This is a genomic window from Paenibacillus riograndensis SBR5, from assembly GCF_000981585.1.
GTDB classification, from domain to species: Bacteria; Bacillota; Bacilli; order Paenibacillales; family Paenibacillaceae; genus Paenibacillus_AQ; species Paenibacillus_AQ riograndensis.
Genome location: NZ_LN831776.1, coordinates 4,103,679 through 4,120,995, shown reverse-complemented (window position 1 = coordinate 4,120,995; position 17,317 = coordinate 4,103,679). Strand labels below are relative to the sequence as shown.

18 protein-coding genes and 5 pseudogenes are annotated in these 17,317 nt (G+C 46.8%); 2 read left to right on the top strand and 21 right to left on the bottom strand.

Going from position 1 to position 17,317, the window contains the following annotated elements; genetic code table 11:
* Nucleotides 1–114: 114 nt before the first annotated feature.
* From PRIO_RS17280 to PRIO_RS17230, 13 genes and pseudogenes are all read right to left on the bottom strand, one after another.
* Nucleotides 115–522, bottom strand: coding sequence for a cupin domain-containing protein (locus PRIO_RS17280; RefSeq protein ID WP_046503741.1), 408 nt, complete (start codon nt 520–522; stop codon nt 115–117).
* Nucleotides 523–540: 18 nt separating this feature from the next.
* On the bottom strand, nt 541–669 hold the full coding sequence (locus tag PRIO_RS37215; protein ID WP_269451252.1) for a hypothetical protein: 129 nt from the start codon (nt 667–669) through the stop codon (nt 541–543).
* Between the two features lie 51 nt (nt 670–720).
* Nucleotides 721–1,311 (bottom strand): annotated as a pseudogene (locus PRIO_RS17275) (aldo/keto reductase); the annotation flags it as partial.
* Between the two features lie 268 nt (nt 1,312–1,579).
* The gene (locus PRIO_RS36410) at nt 1,580–1,804 is read right to left on the bottom strand and encodes a cyclophilin-like fold protein (protein WP_020430434.1); all 225 of its coding nucleotides are present in this window, start codon (nt 1,802–1,804) and stop codon (nt 1,580–1,582) included.
* Nucleotides 1,801–2,142, bottom strand: coding sequence for a carboxymuconolactone decarboxylase family protein (locus PRIO_RS17265; protein ID WP_020430432.1), 342 nt, complete (start codon nt 2,140–2,142; stop codon nt 1,801–1,803). The genes PRIO_RS36410 and PRIO_RS17265 overlap by 4 nt, the downstream gene beginning before the upstream one ends.
* A gap of 108 nt (nt 2,143–2,250) precedes the next feature.
* On the bottom strand, nt 2,251–3,453 hold the full coding sequence (locus PRIO_RS17260) for a multidrug effflux MFS transporter (protein ID WP_020430431.1): 1,203 nt from the start codon (nt 3,451–3,453) through the stop codon (nt 2,251–2,253).
* A gap of 96 nt (nt 3,454–3,549) precedes the next feature.
* A complete protein-coding gene (locus tag PRIO_RS17255) occupies nt 3,550–4,599 on the bottom strand; it encodes an NAD(P)-dependent alcohol dehydrogenase (RefSeq protein WP_020430429.1) in 1,050 nt (349 codons plus the stop codon).
* A gap of 88 nt (nt 4,600–4,687) precedes the next feature.
* Nucleotides 4,688–5,443 (bottom strand): carboxymuconolactone decarboxylase family protein, encoded by a 756-nt coding sequence (locus PRIO_RS17250; RefSeq protein WP_020430427.1) that lies wholly within the window; start codon nt 5,441–5,443, stop codon nt 4,688–4,690.
* Nucleotides 5,444–5,490: 47 nt separating this feature from the next.
* Nucleotides 5,491–6,456 (bottom strand): aldo/keto reductase, encoded by a 966-nt coding sequence (locus PRIO_RS17245; RefSeq protein WP_039789958.1) that lies wholly within the window; start codon nt 6,454–6,456, stop codon nt 5,491–5,493.
* A 23-nt stretch (nt 6,457–6,479) separates the two neighbouring features.
* Entirely contained in the window at nt 6,480–7,028 is a 549-nt protein-coding gene (locus PRIO_RS17240; RefSeq protein WP_020430423.1) for an NAD(P)H-dependent oxidoreductase, read from the bottom strand.
* Nucleotides 7,029–7,083: 55 nt separating this feature from the next.
* Nucleotides 7,084–7,179: a tautomerase family protein gene (locus PRIO_RS36845; protein ID WP_231869703.1), complete on the bottom strand. Its 96-nt coding sequence runs from the start codon at nt 7,177–7,179 to the stop codon at nt 7,084–7,086.
* Between the two features lie 109 nt (nt 7,180–7,288).
* Nucleotides 7,289–8,263: an aldo/keto reductase gene (locus PRIO_RS17235; RefSeq protein ID WP_046503737.1), complete on the bottom strand. Its 975-nt coding sequence runs from the start codon at nt 8,261–8,263 to the stop codon at nt 7,289–7,291.
* Nucleotides 8,264–8,319: 56 nt separating this feature from the next.
* Complete coding sequence (locus PRIO_RS17230; protein WP_020430420.1) at nt 8,320–8,703, bottom strand: DUF2255 family protein; 384 nt, start codon at nt 8,701–8,703, stop codon at nt 8,320–8,322.
* A 207-nt stretch (nt 8,704–8,910) separates the two neighbouring features.
* On the opposite strand from PRIO_RS17230, the gene PRIO_RS17225 reads away from it, so the two are divergent.
* The gene (locus PRIO_RS17225; protein ID WP_020430417.1) at nt 8,911–9,456 is read left to right on the top strand and encodes a TetR/AcrR family transcriptional regulator; all 546 of its coding nucleotides are present in this window, start codon (nt 8,911–8,913) and stop codon (nt 9,454–9,456) included.
* A 1,272-nt stretch (nt 9,457–10,728) separates the two neighbouring features.
* On the opposite strand, the gene PRIO_RS17215 is transcribed toward PRIO_RS17225, so the two are convergent.
* The 6 genes and pseudogenes from PRIO_RS17215 to PRIO_RS17195 form a co-directional block, all read right to left on the bottom strand.
* Nucleotides 10,729–11,655: a serine hydrolase domain-containing protein gene (locus PRIO_RS17215; RefSeq protein ID WP_046503730.1), complete on the bottom strand. Its 927-nt coding sequence runs from the start codon at nt 11,653–11,655 to the stop codon at nt 10,729–10,731.
* A gap of 635 nt (nt 11,656–12,290) precedes the next feature.
* Complete coding sequence (locus tag PRIO_RS17210) at nt 12,291–13,001, bottom strand: type 1 glutamine amidotransferase (RefSeq protein WP_046503727.1); 711 nt, start codon at nt 12,999–13,001, stop codon at nt 12,291–12,293.
* Nucleotides 13,002–13,112: 111 nt separating this feature from the next.
* Nucleotides 13,113–13,385, bottom strand: a pseudogene (locus tag PRIO_RS34920) (aminotransferase class V-fold PLP-dependent enzyme); the annotation flags it as partial.
* Between the two features lie 5 nt (nt 13,386–13,390).
* Entirely contained in the window at nt 13,391–14,704 is a 1,314-nt protein-coding gene (hemL, locus tag PRIO_RS17205; protein WP_020430099.1) for a glutamate-1-semialdehyde 2,1-aminomutase, read from the bottom strand.
* A gap of 80 nt (nt 14,705–14,784) precedes the next feature.
* Nucleotides 14,785–14,973: pseudogene (locus PRIO_RS17200) on the bottom strand (aminotransferase class V-fold PLP-dependent enzyme); the annotation flags it as partial.
* A 6-nt stretch (nt 14,974–14,979) separates the two neighbouring features.
* Nucleotides 14,980–15,813: pseudogene (locus tag PRIO_RS17195) on the bottom strand (serine hydroxymethyltransferase); the annotation flags it as partial.
* On the opposite strand from PRIO_RS17195, the pseudogene PRIO_RS17190 reads away from it, so the two are divergent.
* Nucleotides 15,798–16,440: pseudogene (locus tag PRIO_RS17190) on the top strand (PLP-dependent aminotransferase family protein); the annotation flags it as partial. The pseudogenes PRIO_RS17195 and PRIO_RS17190 overlap by 16 nt on opposite strands.
* Nucleotides 16,441–16,680: 240 nt before the next feature.
* Here the strand turns inward: PRIO_RS17190 and PRIO_RS17185 are convergent.
* Both PRIO_RS17185 and PRIO_RS34915 read right to left on the bottom strand, forming a co-directional pair.
* Nucleotides 16,681–17,070, bottom strand: coding sequence for a carboxymuconolactone decarboxylase family protein (locus tag PRIO_RS17185; RefSeq protein ID WP_020430095.1), 390 nt, complete (start codon nt 17,068–17,070; stop codon nt 16,681–16,683).
* Nucleotides 17,067–17,276, bottom strand: a complete 210-nt coding sequence (locus PRIO_RS34915; RefSeq protein WP_081487238.1) for a YgaP family membrane protein — start codon at nt 17,274–17,276, stop codon at nt 17,067–17,069. The genes PRIO_RS17185 and PRIO_RS34915 overlap by 4 nt, the downstream gene beginning before the upstream one ends.
* Between the last annotated feature and the right edge of the window lie 41 nt (nt 17,277–17,317).

The window sequence follows — 17,317 nt, the reverse complement described above, 5'->3', positions numbered from 1 at the left end:
ATAATGATTGGAGTATGCAAAGCCATCCTATGGATCTTTATCATCAAATCAATCCAAGCCAATAGTAATGGCAGCCTGATGGCTGCCGTTACTATTGGCTTGCGCTTTTATCACTCAAAGTTTGTTATATTCATCGTCGGACACAGGCTCCAGCCATTCTGGCCTTCCCGCCGTAATAGCAATATGCTCAAACCAGCTGTCTTTTGAGGCACCGTGCCAGTGCTTTACCCCATCTTGCGTAACAACAACATCGCCGGCCTTTAAGAACTGAGCAGGCTTACCTTCTTCTTGGTACCAGCCTTCGCCGCCCGTTACCATTAGAAGCTGAAACCCGTTTCGATGGATATGCCAGTTGTTCCGGCAGCCCGGTTCAAAGGTCACGTTCCCGACCCCAACATTAACGTTTGGATCGGCAACCAGCGTACTCAAATAACTTTGTCCCACAAAATACTGCGCAAAGGCTTCATTCTTCTCCCCCACTGGGAAAATGATGCCGTTTTTAACTTCATCATGTTTTGCCACTTTGGGTTCTCCTCCTATTTACGTCAATTTCCCGCCAAACACCGGGAAGAAGCTGTGCTCACCATAGTCCTGTATGTGCGCTGTATTTAATAGCGTCTCCATGTCGGCATCGCTGATCATAAAATCAAGCGTTGCATTCGTTCTCATGTGATCGGGATTTGCCGTCTTCGAAAGTACGACAAGCCCCAGCTGGATCCCCTATCGCAAGCAGAGCTGAGCAACCGATACGCCATACTGATCCGCGATTGCCTTCACCTCTGCATGATCAAGGATGGCACCGTGTACAATCGGTGAATAGGCCTCCACTAGGATGTCATGCTTCCGGCAGAATTCAATGAGTGGCATCGGCGTGTTGCTCACATGGGCCAGGATCTGATTGACCATCGGCTTGACCTCACAGCTTGAAAGAATATCCTCCACGTCATCCTCAAGAAAGTTGGAAAGACCGATTGCTTTTACTTTTCCTGCCTTATAAGCGGCCTCCATGGCTTTCCATACTTCTTTGTTTTCCTCGAAGTAACGGTTCTCCCCACGGAACTCCTTCCAAGGCTGCGGGCTGTGGATGATCAGCAGATCGATATACTCCAGCCCCAGTTTTGCTAAAGACTCATCAATGGACTGCGTAACGGCGTCGAACTTCTTCAATTCTGCCGCGACCTTTGTCGTGATGAAAAGCTCTTCCCTGGCGATACCACAGATTCGGATGGCTTCGCCGACACCTGCCTCATTTCCATAAGCCTGAGCCGTATCAATATGGCGATAGCCGATCGATACCGCATCTCGCACGGCCTGTGCGGCCTGTTAATCGTCAAGCAGCCAGGTGCCAAGGCCCAATTTCGGAATTTCCACACCGTTAGATAATACGAACGTCTCGTTGAACATGGTGTTGCCTCCTAATGTAAGGTTGGTTCATTCCTGCTTCTCCATCACGATGGTAAAGTCTCCTTGCATCATGGCCAAATGTTCCTTACCAGATTCAATCTCGCCCAATATAAAAAGTCCATTCCCCCCAGCAGCCGTACCTTTGTAAAAGAGGGCCAAGGTTCCCCCACGGCGCTTAGTAGGCCACGTCACCGACAACAGGACCGCAATCAGAGGGTGCCGCATCGATATTCAGCTTTCGTGGTAGATAGCTGATTTTTTCCTTCCCGACGTAGTCTTCGAACGAAGCAGTCAACGGAAGCAGGGAAAGAAAGTCCTTGCTTATCGGATAATCGCACAGACTGACCACGATTTGCTTGTCGTTAATCCGAAGTCTTAACGTTTGAGGATTTATTTTCAACCTGGTCCCCCCTGCGTGCTTGCCTTGTTAGTTCCCAGCATTTGACCCTGCTTTCTCCTGACGGACAGCGCATTCAGCGTACGAGGAAAGCCCATGTAGGGCAGGCAGTGTGTGATGGCGGCGATCAGTGTTTCTTTATCGTTGCCGACATTGTAATTCCCGAGAACATGCGCCTTGACTTGGCCTTCCGCACCACCCAGCGCGCTAATAATGCAGAGCGTGAGCAGCTCCCGGGTTTTCAACTCGAGACCGCCGCACGTATAGAAGTCTCCAAAGTAAAAGGACGAAAGATAGTCCTGGATATGGAGTTGATTGGCCGGAGCCTTGTTGGCTCTCAATGGCAATGCAATGTCCCTCGTTTTAAAACCTCATTAGCTTCGGCGATCGCATTCAGAGTTTTCGGGAACCCCAGGTATGGCGCATAATTTTTTCATCTTTATCCTCCACTAAAGCGAAGCTAATGTCGGCTTTTTAACCAGGAACACGAACGCGATAACAGCCAATATACTAGTCATAAAAATTGTAATTCCGAAAGGTATTGCGGAATTATCCCCACCGAGTCCTACTAGTGGGGAAGTTACAGCTCCCAAGGCAAATTGCAACGTGCCCAATATAGCTGCAGCGCTTCCGGCGATATGCCCTTGGGATTCCATAGCCAGCGTAAAAGATACTGGACCAATAATACCGATAGAGGCTGCGAATAAAAAGACGGAAATAAACAAAGCAAAGAATGGCCCGTGAGCTAAAACAATCATCAGGATGGCAGCAGTAGTGATAAACGCTAACTGCAATCCGATCTGAAAAATACGGCGCTCATCCATCCGTCCAGCCAACCGTTTGACGAACTGCGAGCCTAATATGATCCCGAGTCCGTTCAAGGCAAACAAAATGGAAAACAGTTGAGGCGAGATGCCGTACATATTTTGATAAATAAACGGAGTGCCGGCGACATAGGCAAACACACCGGAGAATAAAATGCCATTCACAAGCGCATAGCCCATAAAACTACGATCCCGAAGCAAGGAGTCATAATTTCTTAACACCTCCCTAAAGTTGCTTGAGATACGCCTTTCTGCAGGCAAGCTTTCTTTAATTCCCCATACCGTCACACCCGTCAGGAAAAGTCCCAGAAATCCCAAAAAGATAAACACGCCGATCCAGGATGTGAATGTTGTCACCGTACTGCCGGCAGTTGGGGAAATCAACGGAGCGATATTGCTGATCATTGTCAAAAGGGACATGAATTTGGTCATTTCTATGCCGTTATACCGATCACGAACAATCGCACGGGAAATGACAAGCCCCGCGGAAGCGACAAAGCCCTGGATGAAGCGCAAAGCGATAAAAAGTCCAATATTCGGCGAAAAAGCACAAGCCAGGGAGGTCAGCAAATACAGAATCATGGAAATCAACAATGGTTTTCGTCTGCCATGAACGTCGCTTATGGGGCCGGTGACAAGCTGCCCTAACCCGAGCCCTAATAAGCTGGCCGTTAAGCTTGCCTGGATCATGGATGTATTCGTGCCAAAATAACTCATCAATTGTGGAAGCGATGAAAGGTACATATCTACAGTGAACGGCCCCAATGCAGAAAAAGCGGATAACATCAGGGCAAATAGAAGAGAATGATTGTTGGTTTTTGCCTTCATCTCATAACTCCTTGTTTTAGAAAACTAACTAGCGGCCGGCTCCAACGAAAGAGGCACACCGTTTAGGCGTGCCTTCCTGTTTTCCCGGAGGAATCGTCATTCATTCTCCATCGTGCTAATGTCGATTACAAAACGATAGCGGACATCCGACGCCAGCACGCGTTCCCACGCTTGATCAATTTGGTTGGCGGAAATAACCTCGATCTCGGGAGTAATATGGTGCTTGGCACAGAAGTCCAGCATTTCCTGCGTTTCACGAATGCCTCCGATGGCCGATCCGGCAAATGACCGACGATGGCCGATAAGAGAAAATACTTGTATAGGCAATGCCTCCGGCGGCGCACCGACGTTGACCAATGTACCGTTCACTGCCAACAGCGAAAGGTAGGCATCCAGATCAATTTTCGCACTTACCGTATTCACAATGAGGTCGAACTTGCCCGTCAGCTTCTTAAAAGTTTCTGGATCACTGGTGGCATAATAATGGTCCGCGCCAAGCTTTAAACCGTCCTCTTTCTTTTTCAAGGTCTGAGATAAAACCGTTACTTCTGCCCCCATAGCATGAGCGAGCTTTACGGCCATATGTCCAAGCCCGCCAAGTCCAACAACAGCTATCTTCTTGCCGGGCGCCGCTCCCCAATGGCGCAGCGGCGAGTACGTCGTAATACCGGCACACAAGAGCGGTGCGGCAACGTCAAGCTCAATGCCGTCAGGAATCCGGACGACGAAGTCTTCCGTTACGACGATGTGAGTGGAATAACCGCCCTGCGTATATTGCCCATACCTATCGATGGCGGCGTAGGTCCCCGTATGCCCATTAAGGCAATACTGCTCCTCTCCCTTTCGGCAGCTCTCGCATTCCCCGCAGGAATCAACCATGCAGCCAACTCCTACTCGACCCCCAACTTCATATTTGGTGACTTCCGATCCAACCTGGGTGACTACGCCCGCGATCTCATGCCCCGGAACGAGCGGATATTGGATTGGCCCCCATTCACCGCGAGCCGTATGAATGTCCGAGTGGCAAATGCCCGCGTACTTGATTTCAATAAGGACATCATGCGGTTTAAGATCCCTGCGCTCTATCGTGGTCAATTTAAATGGCCCTTCCGGGCCGAATACGGCGCGTGCGTTAGCAGCTATCATAGTTCTTATCCCCCTGCAATGAATATAAATGAAAGCGTCTTGCGGCGACCAGAAGCGGCAAACTTACATCTGCCGTTTCCTGGTTTGGTTATGATTCCGGAATCACTTCATTGATGTTAGCTATGGCGTTCAGCGTTCTAGGAAAGCCCATATAGGGCAAACAGTGAGTAATGGCAGCAATCAAGGTTTCCTTATCGTTGCCCACATTTTTGTTGCCCTGCACATGGGCCTTTACTTGCCCTTCCGCGCCACCGAGCGCACTTATGATGCACAGTGTCAGCAATTCCCGTGTTTGTAAATCAAGGCCGTTGCGGGTATAGAAGTCACCAAAACAGAAAGCAGAAAGATAGTCCTGAATGTGTTTTTGGTTATCTGGAGCACTGCCGTGCATTTTGGCGACGTTATCGCCAAAAATCTCAGTCTGAACAGCAAGTCCCTTTTCAAGACGAGTATCATCCGTAACTTGCGTCTGGCTTTCCAGCGGTAATTCGATATTTCTTGCTTTAAAAACCTCATTGACCTTGTTTGCCGCGTTTAGCGTTTTGGGGAATCCAAGGTATGGCGCGCACTGGTAAATAGCTTCTTTAATTTCCACTGGCGTAAGTCCAACGTTCAGCGCGGCGTTGGCATGTGCTTTGAGCTGAGGCAAGGTTTGGTTAGCAGCAAGCACTACCAGGGTGATTAACTCGCGCTGTTTATCGTCCAGCTTGCCTTGATCGAAAACTTCCCCAAATATGAAGCGGCTCAGGATTTCCTGAAGGTCAGGATCGGTGGCATAGGCTGTGGGTACTCCGTCGCCAAATAGACGTTTATACGTTTCTTTGCTCTTTTCAATTCGATTCATAACAAACCTCCCCAACTTAACTATTATTGCTACGATCATGAACTGCGTTAATGCATCGGTTTTTCCCACGAACCCCTGATCTCGACCCCGTTCTCTTTGGCGACTGCTTCCAGATCACTTATCTCCTGCGCTGTTAAACTCAGTTTGGAAGCTTTTACAGCATCCTCTATGTGGGTCGTCTTCGTAACGCCAATAATGGGTACGGTTCCTTTGGCAATGGACCAAGCTATTGCAACTTGTGCGGTAGTCGCATTGTATTTCGTGCCGATATCTCTCATTACCTGAATTAATCCTTCCAGTTTTACGAACACGTCTATATTGAATGCTTCACCTCTTCTCGTATCGCTGGGAAAAGGATGCTGCGCATTGTACTTGTCCGTTAGAGCGCCTTGCTCCAACACCATGTAAGAGAAGAAAATCATGCCGTTTTCTTTGCAGTAATCAAGAATTCCTGCTTCTTCAGATGAGCGATACAGGAGGCTGTAATGGTTCTGTACAGCCGAGATTTTCAGGCCTTCTTCCGCGAAAATGCTAGCTGCCCACTTAATTTCTTCCAGGTTATGATTGGAGACACCTACGTATTTTACTTTTCCGCTTTTCATCAAAGGAATCAATTTTGGCGTCCATCTTTGCACATCTGCCGGGTTGTGTATCCAATAAATATCTGCATGGTCCACGCCAAGCCGTTTTAAGCTTCCATCCAGAAGTTCCTCGACAGCGTTCTCGCTGTCCCCGGCGATTTGTGGAGTGAATTTCGTGGAGATGAGCACATCTTTACGACCTTTGGTAAAGTTGCCTAGAATCGTTTCCGAGGCGCCAATGCCATATACTGCCGCTGTATCCCATAAATTGAATCCAGCCTCCATCGCCTTGTCGAATACAGGCTTTAAGTCGGATGCCGTCAAGTAGTTCCCGAAAACGGCATCCCCGCCTGCTCCTCCTCCAGTACCCCACGACCACGTGCCCAAAGCAATCGAAGGAATGGTTTCATTTTGTAATCGAACTGTTTTCATCCCTTTCGAAAAAGAATGATTTCTTACCGTGCGGCAAGCAGTGCAAGTTCAGGATTCAATGCGTACGCCACGTATTCTTTGGCACTTTGCTCTAGCTCCTCGTCAGACAGGTGCTGCATAACTCCGTACACGATAAACGGCTCCAAATAGCGGGTTCCAATCAAATTGCTGGTTGCCTGAAATGGTCGCAGCAATTCTGGAACGGTGTACTTAAAGTTACCATCTGGACGATAGTTTTCTTGTGCTGCACCGGTAGAAACGGCTATTAGCAGTTCTTTGCCGTGTAACTTGTTTCCCTTGCTTCCATATGCCCATCCGTAGGTGAGCACTGCATCTTCCCACTTTTTTAACAATGAAGGTGTACTGTACCAATAGAAAGGGAATTGTAAAACGATGCGATCATGTTGCTCCAAAAGTCTATGCTCAGCCGACACATCGATTTTCTCATCGGGGTAAACTTCATAGACACGATGAACGGTAACGCCATCCTGCTTCTCCATTTCATCCGTCAAGCGTCGATTTACACGGGAAGCAATTAGATCAGGGTGAAAAACAAGTACAAGTGTTTTCATTGTGTGCTCTCCTTGTTGTATGCAAGTATGACTCCTCACTTCTCAGTGAAGTGTGTTATCCTCTGTCAGCTATTAGCTGACCTGCAACGCCAATATTTTCTGCTTCATTTTCTTTAATGAACACATAAAAGGCTTGTTCCGATACATTCATGATTTTAGAAGCTGACGCGGTAAGTTCATTTGCTAAACTTCTTTTTGTTCCATCGTCAATTTAGCTGCTTCAATGGTGATCACAGGCATATTGGTGCTCCTTTCTTGACTTAAAAATGCCCAACGACTCGGTGAGGAACATACGGTTCTTCCAAAAACGAAATTTCTTCCTGAGTTAATTTAAGGGAAAGAGCAGCTTCCGCGTCCTCGAGTTGGGTGATCTTCGTTGCGCCAACAATGGGGGCGGTCACTGGTTCTTTATGCAGCAGCCACGCAAGTGCGATGTGAACGCGGCGGACGCCATGTTTCTCCGCAAGATTCACAACCCGGTCGACCACCGCTTGATCCAAGTCTACTGCGGCATCGTATTTCTGTTTGGCGATCTCATCGGTTTCGGCACGAGGCGTGGATGCCTCCCGCGCCAACCTACCTCCTGCGAGCGGGCTGTAAGGAATGACGCCGATCTTTTCTTCTTTGCAAAGCGGCAGCATCTCCCGTTCCTCTTCGCGGTAAATAAGGTTCAAATGATTCTGCATCGATACGAATCGGGTCCACCCGTTTTTCTCGGCTGCATGCAACGCCTTCTGGAACTGCCATGCCCACATGGCCGATGCGCCGATATATCGCGCTTTGCCAGCCTTGACCACGTCGTGCAGCGCCTCTATCGTCTCTTCGATGGGCGTGTTGTAATCCCAACGATGAATTTGGTACAAATCGACGTAGTCGGTTTTCAACCTCTTCAGGCTCTTGTCGATTTCGCTCATTATCGCTTTGCGGGAAAGTCCGGCACCGTTGGGTCCTTGATGCATGCGACCATGGATCTTCGTCGCAATGACGATTTCGTCCCTGTCAGCAAGCTCCTTCAGGACATTTCCGACAATTTCCTCGCTTGTGCCTTCGGCATAAACGTTTGCGGTATCGAAAAAATTGATTCCGATATCCAACGCTTTTTGAATGATCGGGCGAGCACTTTTCTCATCGAGCACCCAACGATGATGACCTTTGTCTGGGTCGCCAAAGCCCATGCAACCCAGACAAATCCGGGATACATCCAAGCCAGTATTCCCAAGTTTCGTATAATCCATTTTTTGTTCCTCCCTTTGCCTCATTAAGGATCAAACGAGAAATTGAATTGTGTCAATCAAGTTCTGGTCATTCGAGGTAAAACCTTGACGGTCGCAGAACGGGCTCTCGTGCTGATCATCGCATCAAGATAGGGACTGCCTTTATATTTCGTACGGTACGCATTGTCGATGACGTCGCTCATCTGTCCTTCGATCGGTTCAAAAGAAACCTCAAACGCCATGCCGGCGACAGTGATTCGTCCTGCCTTCTGCCGAACTGCTGCTTGGTACCAACGGGAGTTCTGTCCGTAATAGGCTCGCACATAAATGGAACTTTCAACCACAACAGACCAAATCCAAGTCGGAGTGCCGTAGGTTACGCCGTCTTCACGGAAAGGTGAGATGTGCAGGTCATCAGCATCCCTAATCTTGCGCAGCTCTTCATTCGACCATGTACCCATGAATTGCCTCCTCTTTAAATGTTGTGCCAAGCTCGACCAAAATATTTCTGGACAACTCCAAACTAAATGGGCATTGATTGTTTAATCAACTCATGTTTATAATTTTAAACGGAAGCCCAATGGTTGCAATAATCACTTCTCCGCGATGTGTGCGTTACTCAACAACCCAACCAAAATTGCCTATTATCTCCGAAGGAGCTATTAAAAATGATGAAAGTGGATCGAAGGGTACTCAAATCTCAAGAAGCAATCAAGAAAGCCATTATTGAGCTGATGTCTGAAAAAAGCTTTGATGATATAACCATTCGGGATATTTCCGACAGGGCCAATGTAAATCGAGGAACCATCTATCTCCATTACATGGATAAGTATGATTTGCTTGATAAGCTTATCGAAGAACATATCAGCAATCTCCGTGAGCTTTGCCATTCTGCATCCGAGATGACCTTCCAAGAGGGAAATTATGTCTGGTTCGAATACTTTGCGGAGAATCATTTGTTCTTTACAACCATGCTAAACACGAAAAGCGCAGCTTATTTTCGCAGTCGATTCCTTGATTTAGTTGTCCAAGAGTATAAGCCCGAGGTCGATGTAACCGAAGGGAAAAATCAAGGTTTAAGTGAAGAGGTTTTTCTTCAATTTTTTGGGGCAGCGGTCGTGGGTGCAGTGGAATGGTGGTTCAGGAACGGAATGCTGGTACCACCTCGTGTCATGGCAGAACAAACAGGAATATTGTTAGATCGGAATTTTTAATCGCGCTGCTGCATCCGATTGGCAGACACTCCCTATTGGGAATAAACATACTGGGTAAGCTTATAAATAAGGAAAGGAGATCGGCGCTTTTATCCGATCTCCTTTCTGCTTTCTTGATCTGTGACATTCATGTCGATGCATGCTTATCCTGCACCTTTAGCATCCTCCAATCGGCTGTACAGATAAATTCTTGGATATATCGTTGCAGGAACAGATTCACCCAAGTACGTCGTATGGCATACCGATTCTATACAATCCCCCAAGTACAAGAACTTGACCCTATATTGAGGGTGGTTAGCATGGCTGCGCCGGACGCATCCCCACGGCCCTGGTTAATCAATCAGCATAGCAACAGCTGTAGGCGTCCTTCCGGGCCGGCTGCCTGCAGAGCTGGAGGGTGAATTGCCAGGCTTCTGGTTTGCGGGCCCAGCCCCAAGAGTACCGATCTCCGCAGCGCCGGTCGATTGATCTACGGATTATCTGCTGTAGGAGTTCTTCCGAATCCGCCTGCCAGCGCTCAGTCGGCGCGCTTTAAGATGGTTAGCCTGACTGCGCCGGACGGATCTCCTGTCGTTTGCACCTGAAATACCTTCACTCATTTGAGCCGCAGGGAGCCCACTGGCAGGTAAGGATCAGCTCCACCGCCGAACTGACCGTATCTTGGAGAGCTCCTACAAGCCAAGGATTTGCTTTTCTTTTGAAACATGTATTGGTACCATGTTTTTGTCCATTATCGGCAATGGGATCAAGTTCTTGTCCTGAGCAAAGGACAAGAACTTGATCCCATAAAAAAGAAAACCCGCGCCTGGCGCGGGTTCTAATGGGACTATGTTCTTGTCCACCGACACTATCCGGCGTTCATTCATATTGAGGAACCGGTCTGCACCCGGACCATCGGCCTGTCCTCTATGTCCGAAACCGCCATCTCCCGGAAGCCACGCGCCAATTTATTATCTATGTTGTCGATTATTTCAGGGAATAAAAATAAAATGAGTAGGACTCCGGATAAGGAAAAGCCCCGATCTAATCGGAGCCTTCTCATAGCCGTCCTTATTTTTATCGTTGCTATCCCTAACCTCCACCTTAACCATCCGTTCGCCGCGTTTTAAGCGGTCCGCATACTCCATTCCGGAGACTGAATCCCCTTGTAGTTCGTTGCCAACAGTTTCTCCCAGTCCCCTGCATTGATGGACGGAACGGCAAGCCGGAGCGTAACCCTCTTTTTTCGTTTGCTATAATCTGTATCATGGCTAAACCTAGTTCTCAATAATATTATAGTTTCTCTATTAAAGTATCCCATGTTAGTTCAAGAACCCCTGTCATATTTTGTGGTTCATCTGAAATATATGTTATAACTGCATTCTTCTCTGGTAGCATTACAACATATTGACCATATAAACCATCCATACGATATGAATTAGAATATGAGTTCATCCATATTTGATAACCGTAACCTTGATGATGGTCTGCCGTAGCAAAATACGGGGTAAAATCATTGGTTTTTATTTGGACAGATGTTGCTTGTTCAATATAACTTGAAGGAATAAGTTGCTTACCCTTCCAAATTCCTTTATCAAGAATCAATTGACCAAATCTTGATAATTGCTCCGCTGTTAAATATAGCCCTGAAAATCCTTGAGAAATTCCTTTTGGACATGTATCCCATTTAGGTTTCGGTATATCTAAATGTCTGAATATTTTTTCATCCAAATATTCATTTAGGTTACTCCCCGTAGTACTGCTTATGATTTTTGAAAGCATATATGTTGAAGCATTGTTATATGTAAAGTGAGTACCCGGTTTGAATATAATCGGTTCATAAAAGAACAATTGAGAAATATCCCATTCTTTACCGTTACTCCAATCTGCCTTCATAACTGGGCATTCTGCATGTCCAGTTCCCATACAGAGCAAATCATGAATAGTCATCTCTTTTAGATATTCATTTATTGGTACATGTTGAATATCTGGAAAAAAATCTATAACGAGGTCACTAATTTTAAAGTAACCTTCACTAATAGCAATACCGACTGCCATTGATGTAAACGTCTTACTTACTGAATACAAGAGAGTAGGCTTTTCTTCTTTAAAATCATGTTTAGCAATTATATTACCATCTTGTCTAACAATTACATTCAGCACATGAAGATTCTGACTTTTTACGGACAACACTAAATCATTCAATAATTCATTATTCATTTTGTAACCTCTCCATCGTTTTTTTTGACGAACCTTAATTCATATAATCTTCGTACTGCGTAAAAATTTTACAGAATGACACCGCTAATGATCCTAGACATTTGGTGCAAAGTTGCTGAACACTTTGGGTGTAAGAGTCGTCAGTGCGCACCCTTTTTTTTAATAATTCTTCTTTCGTATAATTTCAATTGTCACTCGTTTGCTATTGCACAAGGGGCAGACAATACGCCATTTTACTCGTGTATCCACGTTTCCACCTTTCTTTTCTTTTCCTAAGCTATATGCGTCTACAATTCATTAAGTCCAGCTGATCGACTCGACAGATATCTCCTTCCCCAATTATATAACACGACGAAAAAATCCGCTCTTATCAAACGGTGGAATGCGGCTTTCACTAGAAGACGACGAAACGGTTTAAACGTAGTTTGATTGGACTTAGCCCCGTTTTATATCTGAAATGCTGACAAGAACTATGGATGTCAAAAATTTGGTCCCATTAGTGACAAGAACTTCATCCCATTCCCTACATTCGTAATAAAACCAAAAAACAAAAAGTCCGCTTACGCGGACAATATTTTCAGCGATTCAGTTAGATCAGCCTCTATACGTACTGTTCGACATATTGCCGAAGTCGTTTATTTTCTTCGGTCTTGATTGTTCTTATCCAATGTATCGAGTAAATGTACCAAAATGGTATTCGAATGAGCCAGAAAAGACGTCTGATCCATCATTTGATCCGGAAGTTGGACATACGTGCCTGGTTCAATTTCATCACCGCAGTGTTCAATCAGCTTTAAGATGCTGTCATTGCTGCTCTCCAGGTGAAATTGCAGCCCGATCACGTGCCCGTTGTATTCGAACGCCTGATTAGCGCAGCCAAGACTGATTGCAGCCGTCTTGACTCCATCCGGTAAAGCAAACGTATCTCCATGCCAATGAAAAGGAACATACTCCCCCGGAAATCGTTTGAAAAATACAGAACTCCGAGACTCTTCTGTCATTTTTACAGGATGCCACCCAATCTCCTTGTACTGATTTCTGTATACTTTTCCGCCAAGCGCTTCAGCAATCAGTTGCGCGCCCAAGCATATGCCGAGTACCATCTTCCGCTGCCGGATTGTTTCTTTGATAAATGTCTTCTCGCGGACAAGCCATGGAAACTTCTCCTCATCGTACACCCCCATCGGGCCACCCAGAATGACTAGTAGATCGAACTCCGACTGAAGTGGAAAATGCGTGCTTTCGTATAATAAAGTCCCCTTTAACTCATAGCCTTTGTCCTTAACCCAATCCGATATTCGTTCAGGCGATTCGAATGGAACATGCTGCAAGTAATGAATTCTCATCTTATTCCACTTCCCTAAAGTATTTTTTCGTTTTGTTCAGTGCAAAAAGAAGTTGCTCTACATCCTCTTCCGTACTATATAAATAAAAGCTGGCACGGGCCGTAGCACTGGTCCGCGCGTAAAAATAATTTCCTCCACCCATTCCGCATGGATAAAACGAGCTGCTTTCGCCCGCGCTCCTTCATAAGCATCTGTTGCGCGCGAACCTAACGTGTGAACCCCTCGATGAACGTTCGCGTTATTTCGTTCATAATAGTGTTTCAATGCCTCAATGACCTGGATCGGTTTTTGAGCCAATGCTGCGCTATCCAGGTAAGCGAGCGGATGACCGTTAACTTTTTGGCCCAATATGGGGAACAGTTTTCTTATGTTAGAAGTATCCAGAATTATCACCCCTTATTGCTGATTCTAATCAATGCTTGATAATAAGCGCTGATCGACCTTTCGATATCCTCGTCTGAATGGGCTGTTGATACGAAATTCACCTCGTATGGTGTAGGAGCAGTTAAAATACCAAGCTCTAGCATAGCTGCATAATACGCCTTAAATATCTGCATATTCGAACGTTTGGCGGTATCGTAGTCAACAACCTCCTGCTCCGAAAAAAAAGCTGAGAACATCGAGCCCACCCTGTTTATTTTGAGCGGTATGCCTGCCAGTTTGGCAATTTGTAAGAAACCTTCTGTCAAACTGGCCGCTTTTCTATCCAACTCCTCATACACTCCCGGCCCTTCCAGTAATCGTAAGGTTCGATATCCTGCTGCCATAGCAAGCGGATTGCCTGATAATGTGCCCGCCTGATAGATTGACCCGACAGGAGCAACCTGCTCCATAATCTCGCGTTTACCGCCGTATGCGCCGACGGGCAACCCGCCTCCGATGATCTTACCAAGACAGGTGAGATCCGGATCGATTCCATATAGCCCTTGCGCCCCATGAAAACCTACGCGATATCCCGTCATCACTTCATCAAAAATAAGCAAGCTGCCGTACTGCTTCGTAATCTCGCGCAACCCGTGGAGAAATCCTGGAACTGGCGGGATAACCCCCATGTTGCCCGCAACAGGCTCGACGATAACAGCAGCAATTTGTTCTCCATATTGTTCAAATAGGAAGCGGACGCTGTCCATGCTATTATAGGGCGCTGTAAGTGTATGGGCAGCAACACTATCGGGTACTCCCGGACTATCCGGCAATCCCAGGGTAGCGGCGCCTGAGCCTGACTTGATCAATAGCGCATCGGCATGTCCATGGTACCCACCTTGAAACTTTACGATTTTTTGCCGCTTTGTATATCCTCTTGCCAATCGTAATGCGCTCATCGAAGCTTCCGTACCGGAGTTCACCATACGCACCATTTCAATAGACGGCATACTCCTGCATATCCATTCAGCCATTTTGATTTCAATTTCCGTAGACAAGCCAAAGCTTGTTCCTTGAAACGCTGCTTCCCTGATCGCCTCCACCACTTCAGGATGAGCGTGTCCAAGTATCAAAGGTCCCCACGATCCGATATAATCGATAAATTCGTTACCGTCGATATCGAACAAGTGAGCTCCTTGGCCTCTTGCCGCAAAAACAGGTGGTAAGTTTACTGTTGAAAATGCACGAACAGGGCTATTTACCCCACCAGGTATCACTCTTTTGGCTCGCTCGAATGCTGCTATGGAACAGGAATCCATTCTTTTTGCACTGAGATTCATAGTTGCCCCCTTTAGCTAAATCTCCTTATCGCAGTCCGCGTCAAAAGTATGGGCAGCCATGCGTTGAGATTGGTCATTCATATGCCCATCAACTCTTTAATTAACTGTTGTGCTTCATGATGAATGGCTTCGTATACTTTGCTTCGATGGGAGATTTCCAGAATGGATGCGCCAATCCCTCGATAATCTCGCAATTCTTCTTGCGCTTCCTGCAATACTTCCGCAGGCAACGCCCCCGGACCGGCATTAAAATTATAAGTATTGACCATAGCTCATCACTCCTGTAGACCTTCATATAAAGGAAATTGCGACGTGATTTCCTGCACACTTCTTCGTAATTGCTCCTTGGCAACTGAACTCTCAGGTTTTTTAAGTGCAAGTCCAATAAGCCGAGCAATTTCTTTCATTTCTTGGGGTCCCATTCCTCTTGTTGTCATAGCTGGAGTCCCGAAGCGAATGCCGCTCGTTATGAGCGGGCTTGCCGTATCATGAGGAATCGCATTTTTATTCGCCGTAATCCCCACCTCATCAAGTATGCTTTCAGCTTCTTTCCCGTTTAATCCGATCGGGCGCAGGTCGAGCAAAGTAATATGATTGTCGGTACCTCCCGACACAACGGTTAACCCTTCATTTAATAAGGCCTCCGCCAATACTTTGGCGTTAACCAGCACTTTTTCGATATAAGATTTGAATTCCGGTTGCAACGCTTCGCCGAACGCAACTGTTTTTGCCGCAATGGCATGCATAAGAGGACCGCCTTGGACTCCAGGGAAAATCGCTTTATCCATCGCTTGCGCCCACGGCTTGCGGCACATGATGATACCGCCTCTTGGACCTCGCAGCGTTTTATGCGTTGTCGTCGTAACAAAGTGCGCGTGAGGAATGGGACTAGGATGGAATCCTGCCGCGACAATTCCTGCAATATGCGCCATATCTACAAAGAATAGCGCTCCTACTTCGGCTGCGATTTGAGCAAACGGCTCAAATTCGATCGTTCGAGGATAAGCACTGGCACCAGCAACGATCATACGCGGGCGGTGCTTAAGCGCAAGTTTTCGTACAAATTCAATGTCAATACGCGCCGATTTTTCATCAACACCATAAGGCACAAGTTACTCCAGTTCCTGTTGATGAGCACGGCCTTGTCATAGAGAAGGTGCCCGCTGACGCGAAGCTCATACTTGTGACCCCTGCTCATCAGTGTGCCGTAGGTGTAATGTTATCAGAACCACGCAGGCAACAGCTTTTGCATAGAGCCGTTCAGCAACGTGCATGGATTGCTAGGCATTCGCATATCCGCTATTGTTGGCCCTGCCGAAGCCATTGCACAACTGGCTAACGTGCAAGCATTCACCTATCGCCACCTCCCGTTCTTGGAACAAATGGCACTAGCACACTTCATCGAGCATGGGTATTTTATGCGCCATATGCGACGAGCCAAAAATATTTATAGACGTCGTCATGAAGTCATGCAAAAGGCGATTACAGCCAGTGGTCTCGGAAATAAATTCACCTTGCGAGGGATTGAAACCGGCTTGCATGTACTACTGGAAGCGGATGAATCGTTTGACGAGGAAACGATGACCTTTCGGGCGCTTCAGGGCGGGGTTCGGGTACATCAGCTTCATTCCTATTGTTTGGAGAGTAGACGCAAAGGGTGGGTATTGGGCTTTGCCAAGGTAGACGAAAGGTTTATTGAGGAAGGCATGTATCGACTTGCTGAAACGGTCTTGTAGCATGCTCTGGATATAACACATCATCCTGTGATGTAACGTGCAGCAGAACAACAACAAAAAAGGAGCGAAAAAACGCCCCTTCTGTTCCCGTATGCCTTTCGGTTTCCCTACTCGACGGTACCAAGCCTTATCTGTCTTGAGAATGAATTATCCGTTGGTGAGTCTCGTTACTAATGGTACGGTTTCCCGTGCTGTGCAACGGCAAGTTTGAAGGCTATGCTTTGGGGGATGCGCTATTCCTCAGCAGAAGCAATCCGGTTTTTGCTTCGGTTGCACCTCATTTGACATTTGCTGCTCCTGGGTCCTGTCTTCTTCATAGGCAACCAAGGAATGGGTCGCATGACTCAGCACGGCACCCGCACGTGTGCAAGTTGCGACAAGAACCGCTTCGAATATCTCCTCTCGTGTTCCGCCAAGGGATTGAAATTTTTTGACGTGCGTGTCTATGCAGTAAGGACAGCCCGTTACATGGGCGACGGCCAACGCAATAAGTTCTTTCGTTCGTAAGGGTATTGCCTTAAGCTCCTCATACACTTCATGCTCGAAGGTTAAGTACGATTGGGCCGCTTCCGGTGCAAGACGAATAAGGTCAGGGATCTTTTTTAAGTTATTGCTATCATAGTAGTTCATTTGTGATGCGCCCCCCTGTTACTGCGGTAAGTGTTGATGCCAAACCACCTGTAGACAATGCAAGACCCTAAAATAGATGTCAGTAAGGGGAACACTCCCAGCAAACCGACATACCGCCAGACGGAATCAGCTTGAAAGAACACCACAAGCATACCGATACCGAGCAAGGCCCGCAAGGATCGATCGAAACCGCTAAGATTTCTCATCTCATATCACCTCAATAGAAGTTTAGATTTGAACCTATCTT

Bases quoted from the DNA above. Each gene is read 5' to 3' on its own strand.
- PRIO_RS17185 (WP_020430095.1), bottom strand. From the start codon at position 17,070: ATGAACTACTATGATAGCAATAACTTAAAAAAGATCCCTGACCTTATT.
- PRIO_RS36845 (WP_231869703.1), bottom strand. From the start codon at position 7,179: ATGAATGTATCGGAACAAGCCTTTTATGTGTTCATTAAAGAAAATGAA.
- PRIO_RS17225 (WP_020430417.1), top strand. From the start codon at position 8,911: ATGATGAAAGTGGATCGAAGGGTACTCAAATCTCAAGAAGCAATCAAG.
- PRIO_RS17250 (WP_020430427.1), bottom strand. From the start codon at position 5,443: ATGAATCGAATTGAAAAGAGCAAAGAAACGTATAAACGTCTATTTGGC.
- PRIO_RS17210 (WP_046503727.1), bottom strand. From the start codon at position 13,001: ATGAGAATTCATTACTTGCAGCATGTTCCATTCGAATCGCCTGAACGA.
- PRIO_RS17245 (WP_039789958.1), bottom strand. From the start codon at position 6,456: ATGAAAACAGTTCGATTACAAAATGAAACCATTCCTTCGATTGCTTTG.
- hemL (WP_020430099.1), bottom strand. From the start codon at position 14,704: ATGAATCTCAGTGCAAAAAGAATGGATTCCTGTTCCATAGCAGCATTC.
- PRIO_RS37215 (WP_269451252.1), bottom strand. From the start codon at position 669: ATGAGAACGAATGCAACGCTTGATTTTATGATCAGCGATGCCGACATG.
- PRIO_RS17230 (WP_020430420.1), bottom strand. From the start codon at position 8,703: ATGGGTACATGGTCGAATGAAGAGCTGCGCAAGATTAGGGATGCTGAT.
- PRIO_RS17255 (WP_020430429.1), bottom strand. From the start codon at position 4,599: ATGATAGCTGCTAACGCACGCGCCGTATTCGGCCCGGAAGGGCCATTT.
- PRIO_RS17215 (WP_046503730.1), bottom strand. From the start codon at position 11,655: ATGAATAATGAATTATTGAATGATTTAGTGTTGTCCGTAAAAAGTCAG.
- PRIO_RS17240 (WP_020430423.1), bottom strand. From the start codon at position 7,028: ATGAAAACACTTGTACTTGTTTTTCACCCTGATCTAATTGCTTCCCGT.
- PRIO_RS34915 (WP_081487238.1), bottom strand. From the start codon at position 17,276: ATGAGAAATCTTAGCGGTTTCGATCGATCCTTGCGGGCCTTGCTCGGT.
- PRIO_RS17235 (WP_046503737.1), bottom strand. From the start codon at position 8,263: ATGGATTATACGAAACTTGGGAATACTGGCTTGGATGTATCCCGGATT.
- PRIO_RS17260 (WP_020430431.1), bottom strand. From the start codon at position 3,453: ATGAAGGCAAAAACCAACAATCATTCTCTTCTATTTGCCCTGATGTTA.